Here is a 21,301-nt window from a genome sequence, read left to right as displayed (position 1 = left end):
GCCTGTGCTGCGCCGGTGGGTCAGCACTACCAACTATGGCGCAGGATCTGTCATCTATCAGGGATCGGTTGTACGAGGGGGTAATCGACCCCCGTGAGTGGTACCTGGGCCTTGAGGCCATCCGCAAAGCGAACGATGGAGCCCTGTTCTACAACTTCGCGGTGGATGCCAGCACCTTTGCTGTCGTGAGCAGCATGCAGAACGAGCAGTTTCCGGCTGACCTGATCCGGGAGTACGAGCTGCACCACGCCCAGCAAGATGAACGCATGCCTGTCGTCATGGGCATGGAGGTAGGGCAGGTCATGTACGACCATGAGCACTTCTCGTCGCGCCAGCTATCCAGCAGCTTCATCTATTCCGATTGGCTTCCAGCACTGGGGTACAAGCACACGATGTGCATGCCACTCTTCGATGACGGCAGGACACGCGAATTCCTCAGCATCATTCGGCCTGCAGACCACGGTGCGTACGGAATTGCCAATCGCGATGTGATCGCCCAGCTCCTGCCGGACTTGATCCGAGCAACGAAGCTGCGAAACCGTATGGCCACCGTAGCCTCGCATGCCTCGGCCGGACTCTCCGCGATCGATTCGCTCGGCCAGTGTGTGGCTGTGCTCGATGCGGATGGGTTGATTCGCTACCTCAACAAGGCTGCGCAGTTGAACCTGGCGGAAGGAGCGGGGCTCGGCGTCCGCCATGGCAGGCTCGTTGCGCCGGATCCGCACGCGCATGCAGATTTGCTGGCGGGCATTCGCCGTGCGTGTGGCGAGCCGAGTAGAGCATCGGTGCTGCGCGTCGCGCAGAAGGGGATGAGCGTGCTCTGCAGCGTGTTGCCGCTGCGCCCCACGCACGTGCTCGCCCAACAGGTCCACGCCGCCCCACAGGCCCTTCTTGTGTGGACGAAGCCGCGCTCGATGGAAGACGCTGAGCGGCTGTCCGTGGCCTTGGGCTACTCAGAAAGTGAGGCCCGGTTGGCTTTGGTGCTCGTCACTGGCAGAACCTTGAAGGACTTCGCGAAGCTGCAGGGGTGCACTTTAAACACGGCGCGCACCCACTTGAGGAACCTCATGCGAAAGAGCGGGTGCAGTCGGCAAATCGACCTGGTCCAGCTCTTGATGCCACTGCACCTCGGTTGATGCCTGGCTAGCGCCTCTTATTCCTTGACGGCGCCAGTTGGTCGGCCAGCTCGGCCATCTGCTCTGTTGTTGGACGCGTCCATAGCCCTTTTGAGTCGCCCATCCACACCTCCCCAGACTCCATATCGATGGCCGCCCATTTCTGCGGGCAGCGCGTGTCGAGCTTCATGGTGACCGTTTTGTTCAGCTCGGGAACCTCGCGCCCGCTGTGCAGCTTGCGGCTCTTGGAAACCTGCTGCCAATGCAGGTGCCCGTGGCGGATGATCCGCCCCTGTTTCGCAAGCTCGTCCATCAGCTTCTTGGCGAGGATGTCGGCGCGATCGCGCGAGCGTGGCGTGGTCAGCGGGTAGAGCTTGGCGGCGAGGTCCTGCCGCCGAAAAGGCGTAGTCCGGCTGTCCATGAAGCTCTCGCACACCTTGCGGTGTGAGGCGCGCACGTCAGCTGTGAGGGGCGAGGTGGTGGTGGCCATGATTGTTTCAGGTGGGAGCGGTTTCAGCGCCGGCAGTGCCGATGGTGATCAGCGCTGGATCCACTGTGATCTGGTGATGCTCCAACATCAGAGCGCAGAACAGCAGCCAGTCCTCGTGCGTGGGTTTGTAGTGGGTGCAATGCAGGCACTGTGCTGCTCCCTCCATTTGCTGGGACGCGGTCCGGTGCACATCCAGGCCGAAGCGGGAGCTGAATCGACCGATGGTTGACCCATCGACCGCCGAGTGGACCCAGACCGTGTCGCCGTTGGCGCTGACCTGGATCTCGGCGGCCATGCGATCAGGTTTCTTTGATCGTCTTTTCATAGAGACGGCTTGGGCCTCGCGCATGCCATGAGTGCGCCGTCTAGCAGGCTGGTGCGCGGATTGTTCTTCGTTCTGCAGGCCATCGGTCGCTGTCAGCGGCAAGGTGTGAGAACCGGGTCATCAGGGCTTACGCCGTTGGCTTCGGCCATATCACGGTAGGAATCGAACAGTTCGTGGCCCCATCGGTCACGTCATTCTGGAACTTTCCATTGATGTAGGACAGGCGAACCGACAGGTTGTTGTCCGCCCCTCGAAGCAGGAACCCGGCACATGTGGCGGGGTGCCGGGAGCCGGACTCGTGGCAGGAGAAGACGTGGGTGCTCATGTCGTAGGCGGTGTTCGCGCTGACCTTGAACGCGTCGGCAGGGAAGTCCCCCGCATTGGCGGTCTTCCAGGGGCAACCCGGGCAAGGCTCCTTGCGGTAGCTTTTGGACTGGCTTTTGAGCGATACGACCTGGTGATCCTGGCCCGCAGGGGTGACCTTGAGAACCGTCGCTGGCGCGCGCTTTGCAAGCTTTGTGGGACTGGTCATTGCTGTGCAAGGGTTGGCTGAAGAAAGTGCTCAAGCGGCGCCCACGCAAGGATGGTGAACAACGTCTCGGAGTAGGGCATTGTCGCCATCTTGGCGGTTTGAATGTACGCCTGGGCCTCGGTTGGGCGAAACAGTCCGTGGGGCACCGCAGCGCTGTCCTGAAGCCACATCCGGGCGCGAAGGTCGCAGATGCGGCCGTCAGGGAAGGCTATCCAGAAGTGGGCAGGGGTGGTGCCAATACCCGTCACGCTCAGGCGCCCGATATGGATCTCGTGCGGGATGCCTTCCGACTCCAGGTACATCGACACCACCCGCGTCATGCCATCGCATTCGATTGGCAAGCCGTCGAACTTCAGCAGCAGGCCCTGCAGCTTGATCTCCTGCTCTTCGTTCATGTGGATCTGCCCTCGGGCATTGCTGGTTGGGTGGTCGGTGCGTAGGTCATGGCTGCGGTGTGCTCTGGGCTCGGTATACCTCGATCGCAGCCATGGCTTTGGGCGGGATACCTTTGGTCTCGGCCACGGTAGCGCGGCCGATCGCCATGAGAGCGTACACCTCGGCGAGTGCGCGCAGTGGCGCTGCCAAGGTAATGCCATCGGGCGATGGGCTGCGGGCCCGCCAGTAGTTGATCGCCGCCTCGATTTCCACGACGTGGATGGTTTCAGGGCTTGGGGACGTCATGTCGTTGGCTCTTTCTGCAATCTCTGCACACACGTTTCGCACTTGCCAGCGGGCTTCCGGCCTGCTAGCGAACCACTGGGACAGGCCGCGTGAATCGTCTTGCAGCAATCCAGGCGGCCATCCCGTGTGTGGTGGTCGGGGATGGCGGGGCTTCATGCGGCAGGCTCGGTGCGTGGTGGAAATGCCATTTCAACGGTGGCCAGACGTTCCTTCAGCTCGGGCAATTCGGCTGCGCCAACGCCGTTTTTGTCCTGGCCGGTGGCAATCCAGTGCTCGCGAACGGCGATTGAACTAAGAAGGGATGTGCGGTAGCCCCCCGTCAGAAGGCAGTGCAATGCGTCCCGCACGGCCTGCTCCTCCGTGGCGCACGGAGCACCGCAGGTGTATCCGGCCACTGCGGCGTACCACGTGCCGTTCGGGAACACCTGGCTGCGGCCATGGGGGTGCTTCCATCCCGTCAGGACAAAGCCCTCATGCACGTGCTGCATGGGTTCATTGAAAGCGGCGCACGGCAATGCGCGGGGCGAGAGGGTGCTGGCATCGACCCACTTGAGCTGGCTTTCCCACCAGGAGTCGCGCACATAGGGGGGTTTGGTCTTTAGCTCGATCTGCACGCGCTTAGCCCCCAGTTTCACAACCCTTGCCGGGATCGGCAACCCCATCCCATAGCCGTAGACCATGGCGGCATCGGGCCGATTGCTCTCGTGCTGCCAATTGACGCGGTCGTTTGGCTGAAAGGGGGTTGTGGCGGCAGTTCGATGCATTTGGTAACACTCCACAGTGCATTTTTGCAATGTCGATGGTATTCTGCACCTAAGTTCCTTGTTTCAGAATGTGCCAGTGTTGAATGATGCATTGTGGCAACGCAAGGGCCATTGTCTCAGGTTTCACTATAGTTCCGTGTTCGGAGGTCCTTATACAGCCCCAGCCCTTTACCCGCCCACTTCTCGAAGGAGAAAGCGCGCTGCAAAGTCAGGATGTGCTGGTGTCCCCCGGGCAGATGCCAGAGTTTGAGAAGCGCTTGGCCGCACTCAACAAGAAAGCGTCCGCATTCGGACTGCCTGCACTGCGTGTTCTCGACCAACAGGACGCGTTCTTCTCGCGGCGGGCGGAAACGCAGGGCCGGGACGGCGATTCGACTCTTCATTTCCTCGTGCCGGCGCGCCCTGGCGACACGAGCGTTGTGGCGCTGGTGCGCCTGCGGCTGGAGTTCCCGATCGTGAAGCTGGGTTCATGGCAAGTGGTCGGAAAGCTCGATGCACTTGCGGGTGGCAACGCCATGTTCTGCGTGACGGATCTTCCTGGCGACAGAGAGGCTATGGAGGAGCGCTCCAGGTCGGCCATCACGTGCGAGCACTGCAACAAGAAGCGTGCGCGCAAGGAGAGCTTCCTCCTGCGCGACAACAGCAGCGGCGCCTACTTGCAGGTGGGTAAGGCTTGTTTGGGCGACTTCACTGGCGTGGACCCCGCTGTGGCCCTGTTCCTCGCCCAGATGTCGTGCGTCGTCAGCTGGGCCGATGGTGAGACGGACGAGTTCATGCGCTCGGGCCGGTGCAATACGGTGAACACGGCAGAGTTCCTGGCCGCCGTGAGCTTTTGCATTGCGCGGGACGGGTTTGTTTCATCGCGCCTGGCCCGGGAGTGCGGCATGGAGCCGACCTTCGCATCGGCCCTTGGCCTGTCGGATGCCTGCCGCAAGAGTCGCGATCTGTCTGGCAGCTACCGTGAGCAGCACGAGGAGCACCGGGCTTGTGCGCAAGAGACGATGGCTTGGTACGCCGCGAAAACGGACACACGCGACTTTGACCGCAACGTGCAGTTGCTCTTGGCAGGCGAACGCCTTTCCCTCGACTCGAAGCACCTCGCGATCGCTGCGGCAGGCGTTTCGTCGTTCATGAGTCGTCCGCTGGACCTGGGCCTGCCCCCGGGCACCGAGCACCTGGGGACGGTAGGGCAGTTCATGGAATGCCCCCTCACTGTTCAGCGTGTCATGGCCCGCAACTCGCCCTTTGGCCTCTCCCACATGGTGAGCCTGCGCGACCCCAGAGGAAATTGCGTGATCTGGAACGCTTCAAGCTGTCCGCAGGAGATCGTGCGCGGAGGATTGGGTCGAAGCCTGCAGGCCCGGTTCAAGGTGAAACAGCACGGGCAATACCAGGGAGAGCTCCAAACCTCGGTATCGCATCTGAAGGTTCAGGGCTGGCTCGATGCCGGCCAGGAGTCCGCAACAGCAAAAACGCAGGCCTAAAGCCTTCACGCATCGTCAAAACTTTTCGGAATGCTTCCCATGACCTTAGACCATACCCGCTCACTCCCAGGCCGCCGTAGAACCGGACCGCTGGATCACAGTGCCCCCGCCCAGATCTGGCTGCAGTTGGATCCGACGGAGAGCCCGCTGGACCGTTCCATGGCCTTCCCAGGCGGTTCGGATGTTACGTGGTGCCGTGAGTCCCAAGGCGGACTTGAGGTCTCGTACGTGCGCGCAGACTTGGCGGGAGCTGGCGCTTCGGCCGAACTTATTATTCCCGAGGGCATCCTGCGCGACGACACGGTGCACGGGCAACGCTACTTCACTCAGGCCGACGTTGAAGCGGCATTTGCGCAAGGGCGCCAGTCCCCGTTGTGCTCCCTGGCGCTGCAGCCTGTGATCGCGTGGCTCGACAGCGGCTGTGATCCCCGGGACGCGGCCAATGAGTTGCAGCTGATCGCCCAGCAGATCGAAGGCGGCAGCTGGGCTCTGGAGCGGCTTGCGCTGCGCGCGGCCCTGACCTTCTATGCCGAGGGGAAGCATTTTCAACTCCACAACGATACGGCATGGGAGACCGTGAGCGGTGAACCAGCGAACCTGTGGGAAGACGAAGCAAACACCGCCACGGTCGAAGACGGCTCCATCGCCATGGCAGCGCTCCAAGGACAGGTATACGCGGCCCAGAACGATATTGCCTACGAACTCGTGCGGCGCGATACCCATGTAGTTCAACGCACGGTGGAGCCTGGAGCACCGCTCGTGCTGGACGCAAAGGAGGTGAGCGATTGCGTTGTGCGGCAGATGAAGCCCTCTGCGCAGCCAGCCCCTGGCGAGCCCGACTGGAGCAACAGCCGAACCGCACCTCATGAGGTTTGGAAGAACTCCATGTTCACAGCCGCAGACAGGCTTTCCTTCGCCGATGGTGCCATCGCGTTCCGTGACAAGGTCATTGCGAACCTGCGCGCGCGGCGCAAGGCAGACACCCTCACCGTACAGCGGTGGGAGTTCGTCAAGCGCCTGATTGGTCCTGGCCAGAAATCTGCGGAGTGGGTTCGGTTCGTGGGGATTGTGGGCGAGCATCCCGACACGCCCTCAGGATTTGAAGCGGCGGTGGACAAGGCGCTCAATCAGCGTCCCGATAGCCCGCCTGTCCCCTACGCGCCGCTCACCGGTCGCGTGATCGACCTGAAGACGGACGACTCCGTGTTTCAGGAGACTGTCGCGGGCCGAAAGCTCTTCGAAATCCGCGTGGATGACCGAAAGTTCCAGTGCGGCGATGTCCTGCGTCTGCGCGCGACCGTGCGCACGGGTTCCGAGGCTGCTGGTGGCGAGACGCTCCAGTACACAGGAGCGGAGGTGCTCCGACGAGTTGTGGGCATACTCCGTGGCGGGCAGTACGGGCTTGCCGAGGACTTGGTCATCCTGTCGGTGATTCCCCACGATGACTGCGAACAGACTTCCGCATGAGTCTCAAGAAATCTGGCATTCCGGCAATGGCTGCGCCTGAGACGTTCTACGGGGCGTTCTCGCCCTGCGAGCAGTTCCGCTACCTGCTCGTCCACATCTGGGACGCCGGCAAGCCGGTGCTGCCCTGGATTCTGTTCAACCCCTCCCAGGCAGGGCGCGTGACAGAGCGGGGGATTGTCAAAAGCGATCCGACCGCGCGCTAAGGCCGTGGGTTTTCTGAACGAATGGGCTATGGCGGACTGGTGTTTGCCAATGCTTTCGCGTTCATCGCGACCAACCCTGCTGACCTGCGCAAAGGCCGCTATCAAGTCGGCCCTGAGAATGACTCCAGAATCTTGCAGGCCTGCGCCATGGGCACGGGCGATGTCATGGTGGCCTGGTGGCCTGGGGGGGCTTTGGGCCGGGGCCTCGCGCGCCCCCAGGAGGTCAGCAAGATGGTTCGTAAGGCTGGGTATCGGACGCTGGCGCTGGGGCGCACCGATGACGGGTTGCCGCTACATCCCCTGCGGCTTGCCTATGCAACCCCTGTAGAGGTGTTCCGGGGTTGATGCGTTGACTATATATTTAAATATAGTTTCGTGCTTGCAACAATGGTTTTATATGTTATTTCTGTAGGCGCAGTTATACTTTAGTTAAGATCAGCGCAAATGCCTATAGGAAACTTATGAAATCCCCTATCGAGTTCTCTAGGACGCTGACTACTGCCAAGGAACAGCGCGGCGTGACACAGAAAGAGATCGCCGAAAGGACGGGCCTGTCACCCCTGGCGGTGAGCCAGATGCTCGACGGCAAGGTGTCCCCGCGCCTGTCGAATGCCATGGCCGTGGCTGATGCATTGGGACTGGAAATGGTCTTGATGCCAAAGGGAGCGGCCGAGTCCTTCGAGAACTCGAATCGGGCTCCAGAGCGCACCGTGAGGTCTGCCCTTGAGCAGCGACTCAGCACGATGCAAAGGAACGCCGCCGATGGGAAAAACAAGGAATCGAAAGAATGAAGTACCGCGCGCTCGATGTCTTTCTTGGACAAGGCAAGGATCGCCGCTTTGTCGGCCAGCTCTTCCAATATGGGGAGGGATCCACGGCGATGACGAGGTTGCTGCCCGACAAGGCGTTCTGGACCTCGGCCGACATGCCAGTGCTCAGCCAGTATGCGCTGCTTGACACGGAGGACGACCGGATCAAGTTCTTCATGGAAGCGGCCCAGCAGCCGTTCTTCAATGGGGAGGGTGAGACACTCCCTCCGTTCTTTCAGAACATGCTCCCCGAAGGCCCGCTGCGGATACACCTGGAGGGAATTGGCGAGCTGTCCAAGGGCGATCACTTTGGACTGCTGAGCTTGTGCGGCACGGACCTTCCCGGCGCCGTGTATGTACAGCCCGCCACGTACACCCCTGAGAGCATCGCGCGGGTCGTCACGCAGCACAACGACGCTCTTGAAATGACCGTCACGCCAATGCCGGTGCCGGAGGCCACATCGCTGTCAGGCGTGCAGCCCAAGCTCGCCCTGGTGCTGTCTGGTGGCCGATACGTGCAGCGGACCAAAGACGAGAACGGCATTCACATCATCGCCAAGCTGCCCACAGTTCAATTCCCGCTGCTCCCGCAGGTCGAGGAGTTGTCCCTGCGCTTGGCGAGTGAGGCGGGGGTGACGGTGTGCGAAGTCGCCCTGGCGCCTGTCTCCGAGATCCACGCAGACCAGCCTTTCGTGCTGGGACAGGAAACGCATTTTCTGGCCGTCAAACGCTTTGACCGTGCAGGGACCCAGCACATTCACTGCGAGGACTTCGCCCAGGTCCTGAACATCCCGCCCGAGCTGAAATACGAGCATCCCAGCGCAAACTACGCCGCGATCGCGCTCGTCCTTTTGACTACCCCAGGACTCGGCATGCCAGCGGTAGAGGAGATGATCCGTCGCTTGGTGGTCAACGATCTCCTAGGCAACTATGACGGGCATTGTAAAAACTATGGGCTTCTATATATCGATAGTTATTCGCCTGAATTATCGCCTGCCTACGATGTGGTGGCGTATGCCGCCTACCTGAGGGGTAAGGGGCACGGACTGCGCTTCACTCCCGACAGCCCAAAGCACCAACGGATCTCCCCCGTGACGGTCCGGGATCTCGCGAATGCCGTACCGGGACTCGCCGAGCCCAAGATCACATCCATCGTTCGTGACACCGTGAAAAAGGCTTATGCCGCTTGGCCCGACATGATCCAAGCCAGCACGCTACTGGACGAACAAAAGAAGCGGCTGCTGACGCACTTCGACGAGACGCCCGCCATTGCGAGCCTGCGCCAGCGCGCGGCCAAGACGGCTGCGAAGGGCTGACACTGATCCACGAGAAACGGAGCCCCTGCATGCATACCCAAACGTCCCAGGAGAGCCTTGCCGTTCTACCGCGTGGCAACCTTGGTGAGACCTCCTTTCAAGATCGCGTAGAGCCCTGGTTGCTGGAGTGCTTTGGCGCAAAGGTCGCTGGCAACACGTTGGAGCGCTCGCACCGGATGCTGGAAGAGGCCCTGGAGTTGGGGCAGGCGGTTGGCTGTACGCGCGAGGAGGCGCACCAGCTCGTGGACTACGTCTTTGGGAGGCCGGTGGGCGAAGCTGCGCAGGAGGCGGGTGGGGTGATGCTCACCCTTGCGGCCCTGTGTCGCGCTCATGGCATCGACATGCACGAGGCCGGCGATAGGGAGCTGGCCCGCGTTTGGGCCAAGCTGGAAGCCATCCGCGCCAAACAGGCCACCAAGCCGCAGAACTCTCCGCTGCCGGGGGCAACCCCGGGCGAATTCCTGTAGCAAGCTAGCGGCCTCAACGCCCGTACGAAGTCGGCCATCGGATCACCTTTCACCCTTTCAGAACACCCATTCCCGTCCCTACGAGCCTATGACACTCAGCGCACCGAACTTGCCCCTCGTGACCATTGATTCCGAATCGACGCGCGACATAGACGACGCGTTCACCGTTCACCAAGTTCCTGGCGGGGACATCGAAGTGCTGGTTGCGATCGCTGATCCCACTGGGGCCGTGCCGGTAGGCAGCGAGACGGATGACGAAGCGCTCGCGCTTGCGGCATCGATTTATGCGCGCGACCGCGTTGTCAAACGCATGCTCCCTCTGGAGGTATCAGAAGGCGGCTCTTCCCTGGTGGCAGGGCAGGCGCGTCCCGCCATGGTCATGCGTCTGCTTCTCGGCCCCGGCGCCGCAGCGCAGGAGTTTTCTGTCGAGTTCTGCTGCGTTACCGTGACGCACCGCTTGGCCTACGGTGAAATCCCCGGCCTCATCAAAGGAGGGGCAGGGCCACTGCAAGGTAGTTTGCAAATTGCCTCCGCTCTCGCCAGCAGTCTTTTCAACGCCAGGGCGAGCCGGGGCGCGCTGGCGCTCTTCGATGCGCGCAAGCTGGTGATGACGGACGAGGAAGGCCGACTGATCCGGGTAGCCAGTGCTGATGCCATGGTGGGCCACCTGATCATCCAGGAACTGATGATCCTCGCCAATTCGCAGCTCGCCCAGTACATGGCGCGCGAGAACATCCCCGGTGTCTACCGCAACCATGAGCCGCAACTCGCCGCGCCACCGTCCCAGGTGCTGGCCGAGTCCCTGCGGGCCTGGATGGAGTCGGGCGCGGCCGACATGGAAGCCCTCAACAGTCGCGTGGGGCTTTCGGTAGGACGGGCGCGTTATGCCCCGACGCTGGCCGGACACTACGGCCTGGCGCTTCCCGCCTATGCGCATTCCACGTCCCCGCTGCGGCGATACCCCGACCTCATCAACGTGCGCCAGGTCAAAGCTTTTGTGCAAGGCAGCGCATATGCGCACAGCCAGGCCCAGCTGGTGGAGTTGTGCGAGCGGATCAACACCACGCTGTCGGATCGCAAGGATGGCACTTCGGCGTATCACAAGGAGGTTCTTCGTCGCGAGACGGAGGACAGACTCGATCGAGCGAGCCTGAAGGGGGCTCCGGATCAAGTGTTGGTCAAGGCCGTCAAGCTCGCGCGAGAGCAGGAGCAAATGCCCGAGGTCCTGAGAGATGAGCTGATTGAGCGGATGAGGGCAGACACCATTACCGACAAGGTAGTCGATGGTCTTGTCACGGATTTGCCACCCGCCCTGTGGCCACGCGATCTGGCCACGTGCTTTGTCGAATGGGTGGTCGCGGCCCCGGGCCGAGTGATGCATGTGTACAACCATGGCGCGCAGACTGGGGCGCTGCTGACCGCTGACATCCAGTCCACGCCCCAGGCGGGTGGCTTCGAAGGTGTTTGCAGGATATCCCGCGACGGGACGCCGTTCACCGGCCGTGGGCGCGGAACCCGCAAGCGCGATGCGGAGCAGGGGGCCGTGCTCGATGCGCTGGCCAAGATGCTCGGCTGCGAAACACCTGCCGCCCGATGGTCGGAGCCGGACCCAACCGGAGCACAGGATGGTCGGCCTGTGCTCGCCAATCCGAAGGGTGCGCTGCTGGAGTTCTGCCAAGCCCGGAGCTGGGCGTTTCCAGACTTTCAGCACACGGTGGCAGGGCCGTCGCACTCGCCTTACTTCACGGTCACCGTGCGCGTGGCCACGCCCCTGGGAGCACGGACTGGGAGCGCCACGGCGACGTCCAAGAAGCAGGCGGAGGCCAACGCAAGCGCTGAGGTCCTGCCTGGTCTGCAGGAGGAGTTCGTCGTTCAGCAGGCAGCGCCAGCGGCGTCTGCGGGGTCGAATCCGGTGGGGGAGTTGCAGGAGCGTGCGCAACAGCGCAAGTGGGCTGTCCCAGAGTACGACATCCGCTCCAAGCAGGCTCAGCCTCCGATTTTCGAGGCCATCGTGAAGGTTTTTGAAGACGGTCAGCGTGTCGAGTTCTCGGGGTTTGCCAGCTCCAAGAACGAGGCGAAGAGAAACGCAGCCGCCAAGGCCTTGGCGTCTCTCCGGTAGGCCCATGCTGGACGATCTTCCCGAAGTGCCGGCGCCTGCTGTGTCCGAAGGTGTAGCGCGGCTGCGGGAGGCCTGCGCCAATCCCGTGGTGTTGGTGCCTATGGAGTCGCAGGATCTGAAACCGGCACACCAGCGGCGGCTTCGGTTTTTTTTCACGCAAGGGCGCCCCATCCATGTGACCGAACTCTCGGTTATTGATCTTGACCTGATCGTGGCAGGGTTTGCCTATTGCGAGACCTTGGATGGCCGCCACAACACCCTATCTGCCTACTCGCGACTTGCCATCACAGACCTGGGCCTCAAGGCCCTCAAGGACCAGCTCGATCGCCGCAGGGACGCGAACGACGTGCATCACACCCTCGCAGGCAGGCTGGCCCGCTGGTTACGCGAAGAGCGTCAATGCATGACGTGGGAGAACGTAACTTTCCTGGCGGAGTGGGGGCTGCATGCCGAGGCCCGTCTGGGTGTTGTGTCGTGCGCGGTGAGTCCTCGGGCTGATAGCTCCGATCTCACGGCGTGGGAGGTGAAAGTTTCAGTGGCTGACTTCCGGGCGGACCTGGCCAACCCAGTCAAAGTGGAAGCGTCCCGCGCTATTGCGCAGTCTGCCTACTACTGCACACCCAAAGGCCTCATCGGTCCGAGCATGCTTCCCCCGGGATTCGGCCTGGTGTGCGAATCAGCACCGGGCCGATTTGAGATCGTCAAGCGCGCCAAGCGGAAGAGGGGATTCGTGCCGTCGCCGGACACGTTAATGTCACTGGTGGTGCGGCGGGCGGTGCTGCCCAAGGCCGAACGTTAGCCCCTTGTCCGCGCACTTGCCTGCGGGGGACCGGGGTGAACAACCGCTAGTGTGGAGCCTTCCGTATCGGGCCAGGCCCACAGCAACTTGGGCAGGCCTAGAAGCAGAAAGCCCCGGACCTTGCGATTCGGGGCTGACTGGGTCGCCACAGCAGGGTGGGCTTGGGTACCCACTATTGGAGAACTGCCGTCACTGCGGCGGAGACACTAGCGCGCCGGGGGAGTCGGCGCGATGTGGAAATTGTATCCGGAACGGGAGGGATGACCCAGCCGTTCCATTGAACCGCCGTCAGCTCCGACCGAACTCTCGACCCTCCATTCGAATAGCGGCAATCACCAGAGCTCCCAATACCCCGAAACACACCCAAATCTGCTCTGTATTGGGGAATCAGTGCATTTAACTCACCGCGCCCATTTACTTTCGGTCACACTCGCGCGAAACGGGGGTGTCGATGTTAGTGTTTCGGTCTATCGATCATGCAATAGAAATGGGTTTCGTGCTGGCCTGCGCGAAAACATATCTCGCATATCGCCAGTGCGTCCTTTTGGGCGCAGATACCGGTGGACCGGGCATGAAGGGGCTCTCTTTCGGGATTCGGGCGGAGGTCCCTGAAGACTTCACTTCAAACTATCTGGGCGCGCGCTCGGCGCCGTTCGGTCAGTCCGTGGATGTCTCCATTGGGGGCTCCCTGAGCACCGGGGCAGGCGGGCGGCGTCAAGCGGTTGGCGGGAGAACGGTGCAGATGTTCACCCCCCAGGATTTTGAGAATGCGCTCGCCTCGGCGCGCGCCTGGGTAGATAAGTGGTTTGCCCTTCACCCTGAAGCGATTCCCCGCTTCAATGCCCGACAGCTCGAAGAACGGGCCGCAGCCAAGGCGGCCTCATGATCATCGCGTGGGCAAGTCGTAGTCTGGGTGGCGAGTCAGGTTGTACGCGCCTTCTGCGCCGTACTTCTGCTGAATCATGCGGACACGATCGCCGACGTTCGCGTACTTCGGGAGGGTCAGCAGGTCGGACACGAACACCGCCTCTTTGCCCGTCACTTCGTCCTGGATTTTGACCACCATGAATCGGTCCTTGTTTTTGGCGTTCTCGTGGTCGAACACTTCCAGTGCAAACGCGGCCAGCCCCAAGGTGGAGCTGCCTTGCGTTGCCGATACGACGCCTGCGGCGGTGTTGGTCACGGTGAGGTTACTGCGTCGCTTTTCTTCCATTGCCAGCAACGTGCCGGTGGCTGTTTGGGTCACGTTCGGATCGCTCGCCCGCATAAAACCATTGTCGAGATGGCGGGTGGCACAACCGGTGATAAGGACAGTAACAGCCACAGCGGCGGCAAGAATAAGTTTGCGCATTAAATGCTCCGTTAAAAGTTAATAAATTGTAGATGCACGGAACGAATTGGGCAATTCATAAGTTGGGCGTGTGCGTCATTGCCAACGTATGTGTGAAATAGCGAATGAAGCACACGAATGAATTGCAATGAAATTCCTTAAATGATTCAATCGCTCCATTCCTATGAACCCTATCAGCATGAAAAGTATCGTCGCCCTCGGACTGGCTGCACTCCTGGCTTCTGCCAACGCTAACGCCTTCGATGTTCCACGCAAACTCGGCCGCTTTGCTGGCGATGTGGTGGATGCCCTGGCCGCCCAGGCGGTCCCCGCCACCGGCACGCTTGAAGTGGGCTTCTCGCCAAAGGGTGGAGCTGAGAGCCTGGTCGTGAAGGTCATCGACTCGTCAAGGACTGACCTCAAAGTGATGGCGTACAGCTTTACCAGCGCACGAGTGACAAGCGCTCTGCTGCGCGCGCTCAAGCGGGGCGTCGCCGTGTCGATCGTCGCCGACGAAAAGCACAACCTCGGCGACGGTGCATCACCAAAGGCCAAGGCGGCATTTGCAGCTCTTGCTGAGGCCGGTGCGCAGGTCCGGGTGATCGATGCGTTCGCCATACACCATGACAAGGTCCTGATTAGTGAGGGTCGCCATGTACAGCTGGGCAGCTTTAACTACTCGGAAGCCGCTGCATCCCGTAACAGTGAGAACGTTCTGGTGAACTGGGACAACCCCGCGCTCGCGAAGGTTTACGCGTCTCACTTTGCGCGCAACTGGGCGCTCGCAAAACCATTTCGCAGCCCGTTCTAGAGGCCGCGGCCGTTCGATGAAGTCGCGCACTGGCGTGCCGCGATGTGTGAGTTTGAAACTGAAACTAAAAGGAGTTCGTATGCAAAGCAACCTCGACGCCTTCCGCGCGCAACTGGACAAGGACCACGCCAAGGTGGTAGGCCTTTGGAAAGCACGCTACCGCAAGGCGGTACTGACAAGCACCCTGTTGTTTGTGGCCCTCGCGGCTTTCGTTGGCATGTACCTGATGCTGGACAACGATCGCGCCGGCCTCGTGGCGCTGCTGCTTGTCGCGCTGAATGTCTCGCAAGCTTGGGTTCTCACCCGCGAGGAGCATGAGTGGTCTCGTAGCCTGGTGGAGGCTGGACGCTGCAATAGCTACCGCAGCCTGCTGACCCGGCACCCGGCCAAAACCGAAATGTTCCAGATCCGCAATCGTCCTATCTACATGGCGGACTTCCTGGCCCTCCAGGACTTTGTCGAAGCGCAGGACGACGGCGGTTTTGATCGCGCTGAGCTGGACGCGGCCAAGTGGCTGGAGCAGGGCATGCCAGCCCTGGCAGGCGCCCAGCGGGGCTGAGGCATGACAGCGGTGTCCATTGCCCCGGCATGGGTCCAGAAGCCCGTGTTGATTGCGGGCGCCGCCGAATGTGGCCAGCTAACTGTCTCTGGACCGTAGCCCAATGCATGGAGCGATCTACATCTTCGCGCTGCCGGAAGAGCATGGCATGCCGTTCCATCTTTTGAGCCCTACCGCAATCGTTGTGACGCTGCTGATCCTGGTGGCTCTTGCGGTCGCGGCAGTGCTTGCATGGAAGGTCTCGGGACAGTCGGACTTCGAGCTTCAGCAGATCTACGCGAATGCCCCGCTTGGGTTCGAGTGGCAGGAGTTCAACACCAGCACCTTTGAGGTGACCGCCCAGGGATTCTGCTCTTACCCGATCCGGCCACCGCAGGGCCCTTCACGCAATCCGGGCCATGCGTTCAGATCCTGGCCCGTTGAAAGCCACTCACGCCTTTGGGCCACTCTTCCATGATCCATCTGCCGCGCTTCGTCACATTCACCGGGGCCGACGATCAGACCGAAGTAGCTGGGATGCTGACGCTGGCCAGCCGCTGCCCTGTGGAGTTCGGCATACTCTTCTCGCCCAAGCAGACTGGTACCGCTCGATACCCCTCCCTGCGGTGGGTCACGAGGTTGATCGCCAGTTCTGGCGGGCAGCTGGCGCTGTCAGCTCACATCTGCGGCGCCTATACGCGCGAGCTGCTGGATACAGGCACGGTGCGCGAGTTGGCTCCCATCCTCGCGACGGGGGCCTTTCGCAGGCTGCAGGTCAACACGAGTGACTCGCGTGCATTCGAGCTGCTGGATCGGCTGGCGGCGTTTGGTGAAAGCTTTGGTGCCGAGATGATCCTGCAAAGCCGCGACGAGGAGCGATTTCCGTCCCAGACCCAGGTGAACTGGCTGTTCGACGCATCCGGTGGTGCAGGCGTTGTCCCCCGGCGTTGGCCCGTTGAGGACTCCGATCGGCTGGTGGGTTTTGCAGGTGGCTTAAACCCCGCCAACGCCGTGCAAGCGGCCCGGACCATCGGCGCCTCGAATACCCGCTACTGGTTGGACTTGGAGACCGGTGCGCGCGGCGCGGATGGAGAGTTCAGCATTGCACGCTGCGCGGCGTTTTGCGCCGCCGTCTACAGCGAGATTGCCTGAACACCGCACCGCTGCCAAGACGCTCCATTTGCGCCGTGGCCTACAGGACCACTTAGCCGCAGCAAACTCAATGCTCTACCTCATTGCCATCAACCTCGCAGGGCTCCTGTACATCTGTGCCTTGCGCCAGCGCCGGTCGAGCCCATCGACATGGCGTGCGTGGACCGCTGATCGCGCGGTGACCATTTCGCTTGGTCTGATGGTGTCACCCCTGTTCTACGAAATTCTCACGATCGTGGGTCCTGGCGCCTATTTGCTGCGCCTAGGGCTTAACTCGATGTACGGCTGGATTACCGCTGCAGGGGCCGCGCTGGGGCTGGTGGCCTATAGCGTTGGGCTGTTTCGCCTACGGCAGCAGCCGGTGATCGGCTTTTGGGTGGTTGGGGCCAACGTGCTGGGCCTTGCGCTCAGCATTTACATGGGAATCGTCGCCCTCAAGCACGAGGCGTTTTACTGGGATGCGCCGAACGCAGGGCGGCTCCAGTACGGGTTCCTGAAAGAGGAGGCCGCAGGTGGGGGCGGCCCTATCTGCGCGTCGGACATGCTCGCCGTGCGAGACGTGCACGCGTCCCCGGCCGTGTACCGCTGCCCTCACGCAATGGTGCTTGGCCGAATGACGACAAAGCCTTTGATCCCTTGGCCCTCATTCAACGATGGTGAGAGCGCTTGGCTAGCTCAGCGTCTGGAAGATTTGCTGACAGAGGCGCTGCAGGCCGAGTAGGCGCTCGGTGCTTCCCCTGAACCGGTGCCGACCGTCACGGGGCCTGTTGTCTTGCCCCTTCCATCACCGCGTGAGGGCGTGATCGGGTATTCATTCAAATTCCAACCCGCCCAGCGCTCGACCACCCTCCGGGTGCAGATTTCGTCCCACGTACAGAGAGGGCCAGAGGCCGCAAAGCCTTATGAAACCTGGGCCGATCGATGTGTTTCTATGGGGATAATAATCGTGATTGGCGGTGTACTTCTTTTCGATTTCTCGGTAGAGTGACTGCATCGCTTAGGAACAGCCAACGAACGCCCCCATCCCCTTCCGAAACCACAGCCTATGTGCACGAATTTCATCTACGCGCAGCGCACCAGCCGAGCCTGGAGTCGTCTGTCTGAGCCGCACTTCGCCGCCTGCCCCGATATGGCCCTTGGCTTCCTCGGGTCAGGATGCCTGGACGCGCCCGAGGAGATCCCAGGCGGCTCTATGCAGGGGTTCGGAAGGGGCCCTACGACGGCCTTCACTTCGCCGCGCTATGTCTATCGGAATGCGCTCGCCACTGAGCCCGCCGATGAACTGCGCCGGGAAGTGCTGGCCACCCGCCTGGTCGCGGAAGTCCTGACGGAACTCATCGCCGAGGCGGCCGTATGAGCCGGGAGATCGCAGCAGTGGAGCCCGGTGGCGAGAACATCGAGCGTCTTGCCCGATTCCAGTCCCTGCAGGCGGGCCAGTATTGGCGCTCGAACCGCGCGATCCCTGAGGAGGGCATCGCCCGCGATGCTGTTCTTCTGATCATCTCCATCCGCTTGGCCGATGACGCACCGCACACGATCGTGCTGCGGCCTCACCCGAGCGACTATCGGCGAGGCCGCACCCTGGAATGGGTGGACGGCGAGGGAAACAAGCAGCGGGGCTACCACCGCTTTCTGGAGCACCGATTCCTCCTGAAAGACTTCCTGGATTGCTTCGCGTACGAGCCCGACCATGAGGCGGTCCGTGAGAGGGAAATCGCGCAGATCAACACCACCATCATGGAGCTTCAGGGGCTTATCGCTGAGACCCAAGCCAACCCGGCGCTCATGAATGCTGTGGTTGACCAGGGATTGCGTGACGCGCAGGCAGCTGCAGCAGCAGGCACACCAGGCCATTCAAAACCTGCTCAAACGGATGCGGGCCAGCCGAACGGCGGTAGTTCGGAAGATCTCCGAGCATCAGAGGCGGGCGACAGGATGCTGCCGGCGCCGCTGCAGCCCGTGGATCCGCAGATCGTCACGATGGCAACGGGCACCCTGGCCAACGCCATTGAGAGCGGTCTCACGGAGTCCAAGGTGCACGCCATGCGGGAGGCGGCTGGGCACGAACTGAAAGTGGCCACGATCAAGGCCCAGTGGATTCAATCCAAATCAGCGGCCATCGCCGAGGAGCTGAGCAAGCTCGCACCCTACTTCGAGGAGCGGGGGGCCCAGGCGCTCGCCGGGACTGAAGAGGTTCGAGCCTACGTGCAAGGAATCGTAGATGGCATTGCCTCTCTGGACCTCTACCTTGGGACGAACGTCGAGGTTCACACTGTCTGCAAGGGACGGTGTGCACCCGCCGATGTGCCATTGACTGTGGTGCAAGCCAAGCGCGTGGTCGAACACGAGCTTGCGGTCTACACCGACATCGACGAGTGGTTCGATTTCGAGGACCAAAACCGCTTTTTCGAAGCGCTGCGCTCCGAGCCAGACCTGGTGGAGCAGTTCTTCCCCACCCAGCGATGTGTGCTTGTAGCGGTGACCACGGCCCGCCACATCAACTACGGCGATGCCTTCGTGAACATGATCCGGAACCGGGAGAACTCGAAGGTCTACCTGATGGTGCGCGATGGAGAGAACATCCACTGCGTGCTCTCTCCCGTGGAAAGCCATCTGGCGGCGGAACGACTGTTCCCCACGACCGATGAGGCCGCCAATGTGTTTCGCGGCATCGACGGCACGAAGATCCGCTTCGAGGATGTCGCCTTCACAGACAAGCTGCGGGCGTTCGAGCTGCAAGCCCAGCACTACAAGCGCTTCCTGATCCTGGCGGCTGGCCTGGACCACCGGCTCAAGCTTTTCGGGCACTTTCACGACGAGGGCGAAACCCTGGGCTTTGTCTCGCAGCGGTTCCAGGACAAATGGTTGCGGTTCCTCCACGACGACGATGGCCGGATGATGGTGGCTGGAGGGGCAAAGTCGCCCCTCCTCAAAGACTGGATCGCCGAGCAGAACTCTTACCTGCGGCCAGGCTCCCGAGTGCTCTGCCACTGGGAGGGGCTCATCAATCCAAGAACTGCCCCCGGCATCGCCAAGAACAGCTACAGCGATGTGGGCAAAGGCTTCAATGTGCGCGCGACCGCCATTGAGCCCATGGAGTGCAAGGTGGCCTACAAGAAAGGAGCCGATGTCTGCGTGGACGTGCGGGTTCGGGCCAACTCTATGAGATCCGATCGCGAATTCACAAGCGCGGTCCGCGTCTCAGCGTTCTCGAACGGCTACTACCACTACGTCCAGTTGCCGTTTCTGGTACTTGATGCGGTCGATCCGCAGGAGCTGCATTGGTTCATCCATCATCGGAACACCCGCAGCACCAGCCATCTGGAGTACCTGCGGTTCTTCAAGCGCGCATTGAAGCTGGTGTTGGCGGAGCGCGAGGCCGAACTGCCGTCCCGCAGGGCCCTTCGCGCGGCGCTTGATTCAGGTGGCATCGGTCAGCCCGAGGAGCGGGATGGCCTTGTCCAGCGCGCCGTCACCGCGTGGCGTGCGGCGCATCGAGGCCAGGACCTCCCCACGCCAGAGGCCGCATCGGCTCCCGAGTGGAGCCGCCTTCTCGATCAGATGTTCGCGCTCGCGGGTGACGGCGTTGCCCAGGCGGCCCAAGCCGGGGAGTTCATCCGAGGGATGGGCCTTGAGCCCTTGCGGTTGGTGTTGTCGGGCAAGGCCAAGCCGGTGATCTATGCCACGCCCCTGGCCAAGGAGCGGGATGACCGGTTGGAGCCCCATGCCTGGGTTCACCGCATTACGTTGGGGCGTACCAAGTCCGCGCTGTTCGAGGTGTCGCGCCGCTGGGCGTTGCTGCCGGTGAAGTCAGCTGCAGAGACCGTAGTGCAGGAGTGGGAGGGAGTCAAGGATTGGCCAACGGCATCCACGTTTCTCAGCTACGAGCGCAAGAGGGAGATTCTGGGTCGCATAGAGCGGTGGGAGGCCAATGTGGGGAGGTACCTGGACGCCCCCAATGAAACCCAGGCCGTGGAAATGGTTGAGGAACTGGCCGACGCGTTCCATGCGAGCACCAAGCTGCGTGGGGATCGTGTGCCAGCACCGGCCCTGGCGTTCCCGATTGCTGTCTTCCGGCGTGGCAAGGCGGGACCTCTGACCTATCTATGCCTTGCCCACCGCGAGCCAAGCCGACTCATAGCGAGGCTCGTGGAGAACTCCGCCGCTCAGGCCATGCAGGATGTCGGTCGCCGCGTGCGGCGCGCAGTAGGATCGACGGGATGGGCCGCACGATTGTGGGACACCACCGCCCAACAACAAGGCGGCTGGACCCTCGCCGAGATAGGCGTGGACGCCCTCAAGGGGCCAGCAGGGGGCTATGTGAAGGCAGATCAACTGAAGCACCTGGAAGATGCCTCATATCGCCCCATAAGCCATTTGATGTCGGATTGGTTCCGGCCGTGGTTGCAGAACTACGGGCCCCGAATCACGGCATGGGCGCCGACAGCGTTGCTGGAGTCCGAGGGCGCTGCTATCGACGCCGTGATGGGATTCAAGCAGGCGGAGAACTACGCGCCACACCAGGCGATGCATATCCGCTTCACGAAGCCCAAGGGTCGCGAGTCCCCGCAGGACTCGCGTTACCTGGAGTGGTACGACCTGGCGCCAGCAGGGTTCGAGTTCCCAAAACATGCGGTGGACATGTTTGGTACCAACTTCGGGATGTCCACCTGGGGCCAAACGCATCTGAACCGGGAAGAGGCCTTGCAGTACATCGCCAGGACAACCAAGAACGCCACCCTTGCTGGCGCATGTGACCTGCCGGACGCGCCGCAGCCACCACAGGGGGTTGAGCGTGTGTTCGTGCTGCGAGGCTAGTTGCGAACCGGAGTCCTACCGGCGCATGCTGGCGGGTGGTTCATTCAGTACATTGGTTTTGTGTGTTGTTAGATGAATAGT

Annotated in this window: 23 protein-coding genes and 2 pseudogenes; 18 read left to right on the top strand and 7 right to left on the bottom strand. The window is 61.8% G+C overall.

The features are described 5' to 3' along the window. Nucleotides 1–35 precede the first annotated feature (35 nt). A complete protein-coding gene (locus KW835_RS13355; RefSeq protein WP_218383112.1) occupies nt 36–1,136 on the top strand; it encodes a helix-turn-helix transcriptional regulator in 1,101 nt (366 codons plus the stop codon). A 7-nt stretch (nt 1,137–1,143) separates the two neighbouring features. On the opposite strand, the gene KW835_RS13350 is transcribed toward KW835_RS13355, so the two are convergent. From KW835_RS13350 to KW835_RS13325, 6 genes and pseudogenes are all read right to left on the bottom strand, one after another. Further along, nucleotides 1,144–1,605 carry a hypothetical protein gene (locus tag KW835_RS13350; protein WP_218383111.1) on the bottom strand — a complete coding sequence of 154 codons (462 nt, stop codon included), beginning with the start codon at nt 1,603–1,605 and terminating at the stop codon, nt 1,144–1,146. A 7-nt stretch (nt 1,606–1,612) separates the two neighbouring features. After that, nucleotides 1,613–1,900, bottom strand: a complete 288-nt coding sequence (locus KW835_RS13345) for a hypothetical protein (RefSeq protein WP_255593519.1) — start codon at nt 1,898–1,900, stop codon at nt 1,613–1,615. 122 nt (nt 1,901–2,022) lie between these two features. Next, nucleotides 2,023–2,462: pseudogene (locus KW835_RS13340) on the bottom strand (DUF6283 family protein). Next, entirely contained in the window at nt 2,459–2,857 is a 399-nt protein-coding gene (locus KW835_RS13335) for a hypothetical protein (protein WP_218383109.1), read from the bottom strand. Before KW835_RS13335 ends, KW835_RS13340 begins: the two are co-directional and overlap by 4 nt. Before the next feature lie 46 nt (nt 2,858–2,903). After that, nucleotides 2,904–3,143: a DUF3717 domain-containing protein gene (locus tag KW835_RS13330; RefSeq protein WP_218383107.1), complete on the bottom strand. Its 240-nt coding sequence runs from the start codon at nt 3,141–3,143 to the stop codon at nt 2,904–2,906. A 152-nt stretch (nt 3,144–3,295) separates the two neighbouring features. Continuing rightward, nucleotides 3,296–3,907, bottom strand: a complete 612-nt coding sequence (locus KW835_RS13325; protein ID WP_218383105.1) for a hypothetical protein — start codon at nt 3,905–3,907, stop codon at nt 3,296–3,298. Nucleotides 3,908–4,164: 257 nt separating this feature from the next. Here KW835_RS13325 and KW835_RS13320 point away from each other — a divergent pair, with 257 nt between their 5' ends. From KW835_RS13320 to KW835_RS13275, 10 genes and pseudogenes are all read left to right on the top strand, one after another. Further along, the gene (locus KW835_RS13320) at nt 4,165–5,391 is read left to right on the top strand and encodes a hypothetical protein (protein ID WP_218383104.1); all 1,227 of its coding nucleotides are present in this window, start codon (nt 4,165–4,167) and stop codon (nt 5,389–5,391) included. A 39-nt stretch (nt 5,392–5,430) separates the two neighbouring features. Beyond that, the gene (locus tag KW835_RS13315; protein ID WP_218383102.1) at nt 5,431–6,858 is read left to right on the top strand and encodes a DUF3850 domain-containing protein; all 1,428 of its coding nucleotides are present in this window, start codon (nt 5,431–5,433) and stop codon (nt 6,856–6,858) included. Next, complete coding sequence (locus KW835_RS13310) at nt 6,855–7,061, top strand: hypothetical protein (protein WP_218383100.1); 207 nt, start codon at nt 6,855–6,857, stop codon at nt 7,059–7,061. Before KW835_RS13315 ends, KW835_RS13310 begins: the two co-directional genes overlap by 4 nt. 18 nt (nt 7,062–7,079) lie before the next feature. Continuing rightward, nucleotides 7,080–7,406: pseudogene (locus KW835_RS13305) on the top strand (DUF1643 domain-containing protein); the annotation flags it as partial. 116 nt (nt 7,407–7,522) lie between these two features. After that, entirely contained in the window at nt 7,523–7,852 is a 330-nt protein-coding gene (locus KW835_RS13300; RefSeq protein ID WP_218383096.1) for a helix-turn-helix transcriptional regulator, read from the top strand. Next, nucleotides 7,849–9,186: a type II toxin-antitoxin system HipA family toxin gene (locus KW835_RS13295; RefSeq protein ID WP_218383095.1), complete on the top strand. Its 1,338-nt coding sequence runs from the start codon at nt 7,849–7,851 to the stop codon at nt 9,184–9,186. The genes KW835_RS13300 and KW835_RS13295 overlap by 4 nt, the downstream gene beginning before the upstream one ends. Before the next feature lie 29 nt (nt 9,187–9,215). Then, nucleotides 9,216–9,653 carry a hypothetical protein gene (locus tag KW835_RS13290; protein ID WP_218383093.1) on the top strand — a complete coding sequence of 146 codons (438 nt, stop codon included), beginning with the start codon at nt 9,216–9,218 and terminating at the stop codon, nt 9,651–9,653. A gap of 118 nt (nt 9,654–9,771) precedes the next feature. Further along, the gene (locus KW835_RS13285; RefSeq protein WP_218383091.1) at nt 9,772–11,772 is read left to right on the top strand and encodes an RNB domain-containing ribonuclease; all 2,001 of its coding nucleotides are present in this window, start codon (nt 9,772–9,774) and stop codon (nt 11,770–11,772) included. Between the two features lie 4 nt (nt 11,773–11,776). Next, the gene (locus tag KW835_RS13280) at nt 11,777–12,571 is read left to right on the top strand and encodes a hypothetical protein (RefSeq protein ID WP_218383090.1); all 795 of its coding nucleotides are present in this window, start codon (nt 11,777–11,779) and stop codon (nt 12,569–12,571) included. 487 nt (nt 12,572–13,058) lie between these two features. Continuing rightward, the gene (locus tag KW835_RS13275; RefSeq protein ID WP_218383089.1) at nt 13,059–13,457 is read left to right on the top strand and encodes a hypothetical protein; all 399 of its coding nucleotides are present in this window, start codon (nt 13,059–13,061) and stop codon (nt 13,455–13,457) included. Here the strand turns inward: KW835_RS13275 and KW835_RS13270 are convergent, their stop codons facing one another. Further along, nucleotides 13,458–13,922, bottom strand: a complete 465-nt coding sequence (locus KW835_RS13270) for a hypothetical protein (protein WP_218383087.1) — start codon at nt 13,920–13,922, stop codon at nt 13,458–13,460. It lies immediately after the preceding gene. Between the two features lie 163 nt (nt 13,923–14,085). On the opposite strand from KW835_RS13270, the gene KW835_RS13265 reads away from it, so the two are divergent. The 7 genes from KW835_RS13265 to KW835_RS13235 all read left to right on the top strand — a co-directional run bounded on the left by KW835_RS13265 (nt 14,086) and on the right by KW835_RS13235 (nt 21,220). Then, on the top strand, nt 14,086–14,712 hold the full coding sequence (locus tag KW835_RS13265; protein ID WP_218383086.1) for a phospholipase D-like domain-containing protein: 627 nt from the start codon (nt 14,086–14,088) through the stop codon (nt 14,710–14,712). A gap of 79 nt (nt 14,713–14,791) precedes the next feature. After that, nucleotides 14,792–15,271, top strand: a complete 480-nt coding sequence (locus KW835_RS13260) for a hypothetical protein (protein ID WP_218383084.1) — start codon at nt 14,792–14,794, stop codon at nt 15,269–15,271. 103 nt (nt 15,272–15,374) lie between these two features. Next, nucleotides 15,375–15,728 (top strand): hypothetical protein, encoded by a 354-nt coding sequence (locus KW835_RS13255; RefSeq protein WP_218383076.1) that lies wholly within the window; start codon nt 15,375–15,377, stop codon nt 15,726–15,728. Continuing rightward, nucleotides 15,725–16,402: a hypothetical protein gene (locus KW835_RS13250; RefSeq protein WP_218383074.1), complete on the top strand. Its 678-nt coding sequence runs from the start codon at nt 15,725–15,727 to the stop codon at nt 16,400–16,402. The genes KW835_RS13255 and KW835_RS13250 overlap by 4 nt, the downstream gene beginning before the upstream one ends. A 70-nt stretch (nt 16,403–16,472) precedes the next feature. Then, nucleotides 16,473–17,123 (top strand): hypothetical protein, encoded by a 651-nt coding sequence (locus tag KW835_RS13245; protein WP_218383073.1) that lies wholly within the window; start codon nt 16,473–16,475, stop codon nt 17,121–17,123. A 324-nt stretch (nt 17,124–17,447) separates the two neighbouring features. Then, complete coding sequence (locus tag KW835_RS13240; RefSeq protein ID WP_218383071.1) at nt 17,448–17,759, top strand: hypothetical protein; 312 nt, start codon at nt 17,448–17,450, stop codon at nt 17,757–17,759. Then, nucleotides 17,756–21,220, top strand: coding sequence for a hypothetical protein (locus KW835_RS13235; RefSeq protein WP_218383070.1), 3,465 nt, complete (start codon nt 17,756–17,758; stop codon nt 21,218–21,220). The genes KW835_RS13240 and KW835_RS13235 overlap by 4 nt, the downstream gene beginning before the upstream one ends. Nucleotides 21,221–21,301: the final 81 nt, after the last annotated feature.

Origin of the sequence: Acidovorax sp. sic0104, assembly GCF_019219095.1 — a bacterium.
Taxonomy (GTDB): Bacteria; Pseudomonadota; Gammaproteobacteria; order Burkholderiales; family Burkholderiaceae_C; genus Acidovorax.
Note: the sequence above shows the minus strand (reverse complement) of the source record. Positions and strands in the feature narration are given on the sequence as shown.

Excerpts from the sequence above, each read along its gene's own strand:
- KW835_RS13270 (WP_218383087.1), bottom strand. The coding sequence starts at position 13,922 with ATGCGCAAACTTATTCTTGCCGCCGCTGTGGCTGTTACTGTCCTTATC.
- KW835_RS13240 (WP_218383071.1), top strand. The coding sequence starts at position 17,448 with ATGTGCACGAATTTCATCTACGCGCAGCGCACCAGCCGAGCCTGGAGT.
- KW835_RS13255 (WP_218383076.1), top strand. The coding sequence starts at position 15,375 with ATGCATGGAGCGATCTACATCTTCGCGCTGCCGGAAGAGCATGGCATG.
- KW835_RS13265 (WP_218383086.1), top strand. The coding sequence starts at position 14,086 with ATGAACCCTATCAGCATGAAAAGTATCGTCGCCCTCGGACTGGCTGCA.
- KW835_RS13250 (WP_218383074.1), top strand. The coding sequence starts at position 15,725 with ATGATCCATCTGCCGCGCTTCGTCACATTCACCGGGGCCGACGATCAG.
- KW835_RS13350 (WP_218383111.1), bottom strand. The coding sequence starts at position 1,605 with ATGGCCACCACCACCTCGCCCCTCACAGCTGACGTGCGCGCCTCACAC.
- KW835_RS13260 (WP_218383084.1), top strand. The coding sequence starts at position 14,792 with ATGCAAAGCAACCTCGACGCCTTCCGCGCGCAACTGGACAAGGACCAC.
- KW835_RS13335 (WP_218383109.1), bottom strand. The coding sequence starts at position 2,857 with ATGAACGAAGAGCAGGAGATCAAGCTGCAGGGCCTGCTGCTGAAGTTC.
- KW835_RS13345 (WP_255593519.1), bottom strand. The coding sequence starts at position 1,900 with ATGGCCGCCGAGATCCAGGTCAGCGCCAACGGCGACACGGTCTGGGTC.
- KW835_RS13295 (WP_218383095.1), top strand. The coding sequence starts at position 7,849 with ATGAAGTACCGCGCGCTCGATGTCTTTCTTGGACAAGGCAAGGATCGC.
- KW835_RS13235 (WP_218383070.1), top strand. The coding sequence starts at position 17,756 with ATGAGCCGGGAGATCGCAGCAGTGGAGCCCGGTGGCGAGAACATCGAG.
- KW835_RS13245 (WP_218383073.1), top strand. The coding sequence starts at position 16,473 with ATGCTCTACCTCATTGCCATCAACCTCGCAGGGCTCCTGTACATCTGT.
- KW835_RS13300 (WP_218383096.1), top strand. The coding sequence starts at position 7,523 with ATGAAATCCCCTATCGAGTTCTCTAGGACGCTGACTACTGCCAAGGAA.
- KW835_RS13275 (WP_218383089.1), top strand. The coding sequence starts at position 13,059 with ATGGGTTTCGTGCTGGCCTGCGCGAAAACATATCTCGCATATCGCCAG.
- KW835_RS13315 (WP_218383102.1), top strand. The coding sequence starts at position 5,431 with ATGACCTTAGACCATACCCGCTCACTCCCAGGCCGCCGTAGAACCGGA.
- KW835_RS13330 (WP_218383107.1), bottom strand. The coding sequence starts at position 3,143 with ATGACGTCCCCAAGCCCTGAAACCATCCACGTCGTGGAAATCGAGGCG.
- KW835_RS13355 (WP_218383112.1), top strand. The coding sequence starts at position 36 with ATGGCGCAGGATCTGTCATCTATCAGGGATCGGTTGTACGAGGGGGTA.
- KW835_RS13280 (WP_218383090.1), top strand. The coding sequence starts at position 11,777 with ATGCTGGACGATCTTCCCGAAGTGCCGGCGCCTGCTGTGTCCGAAGGT.
- KW835_RS13325 (WP_218383105.1), bottom strand. The coding sequence starts at position 3,907 with ATGCATCGAACTGCCGCCACAACCCCCTTTCAGCCAAACGACCGCGTC.
- KW835_RS13290 (WP_218383093.1), top strand. The coding sequence starts at position 9,216 with ATGCATACCCAAACGTCCCAGGAGAGCCTTGCCGTTCTACCGCGTGGC.
- KW835_RS13310 (WP_218383100.1), top strand. The coding sequence starts at position 6,855 with ATGAGTCTCAAGAAATCTGGCATTCCGGCAATGGCTGCGCCTGAGACG.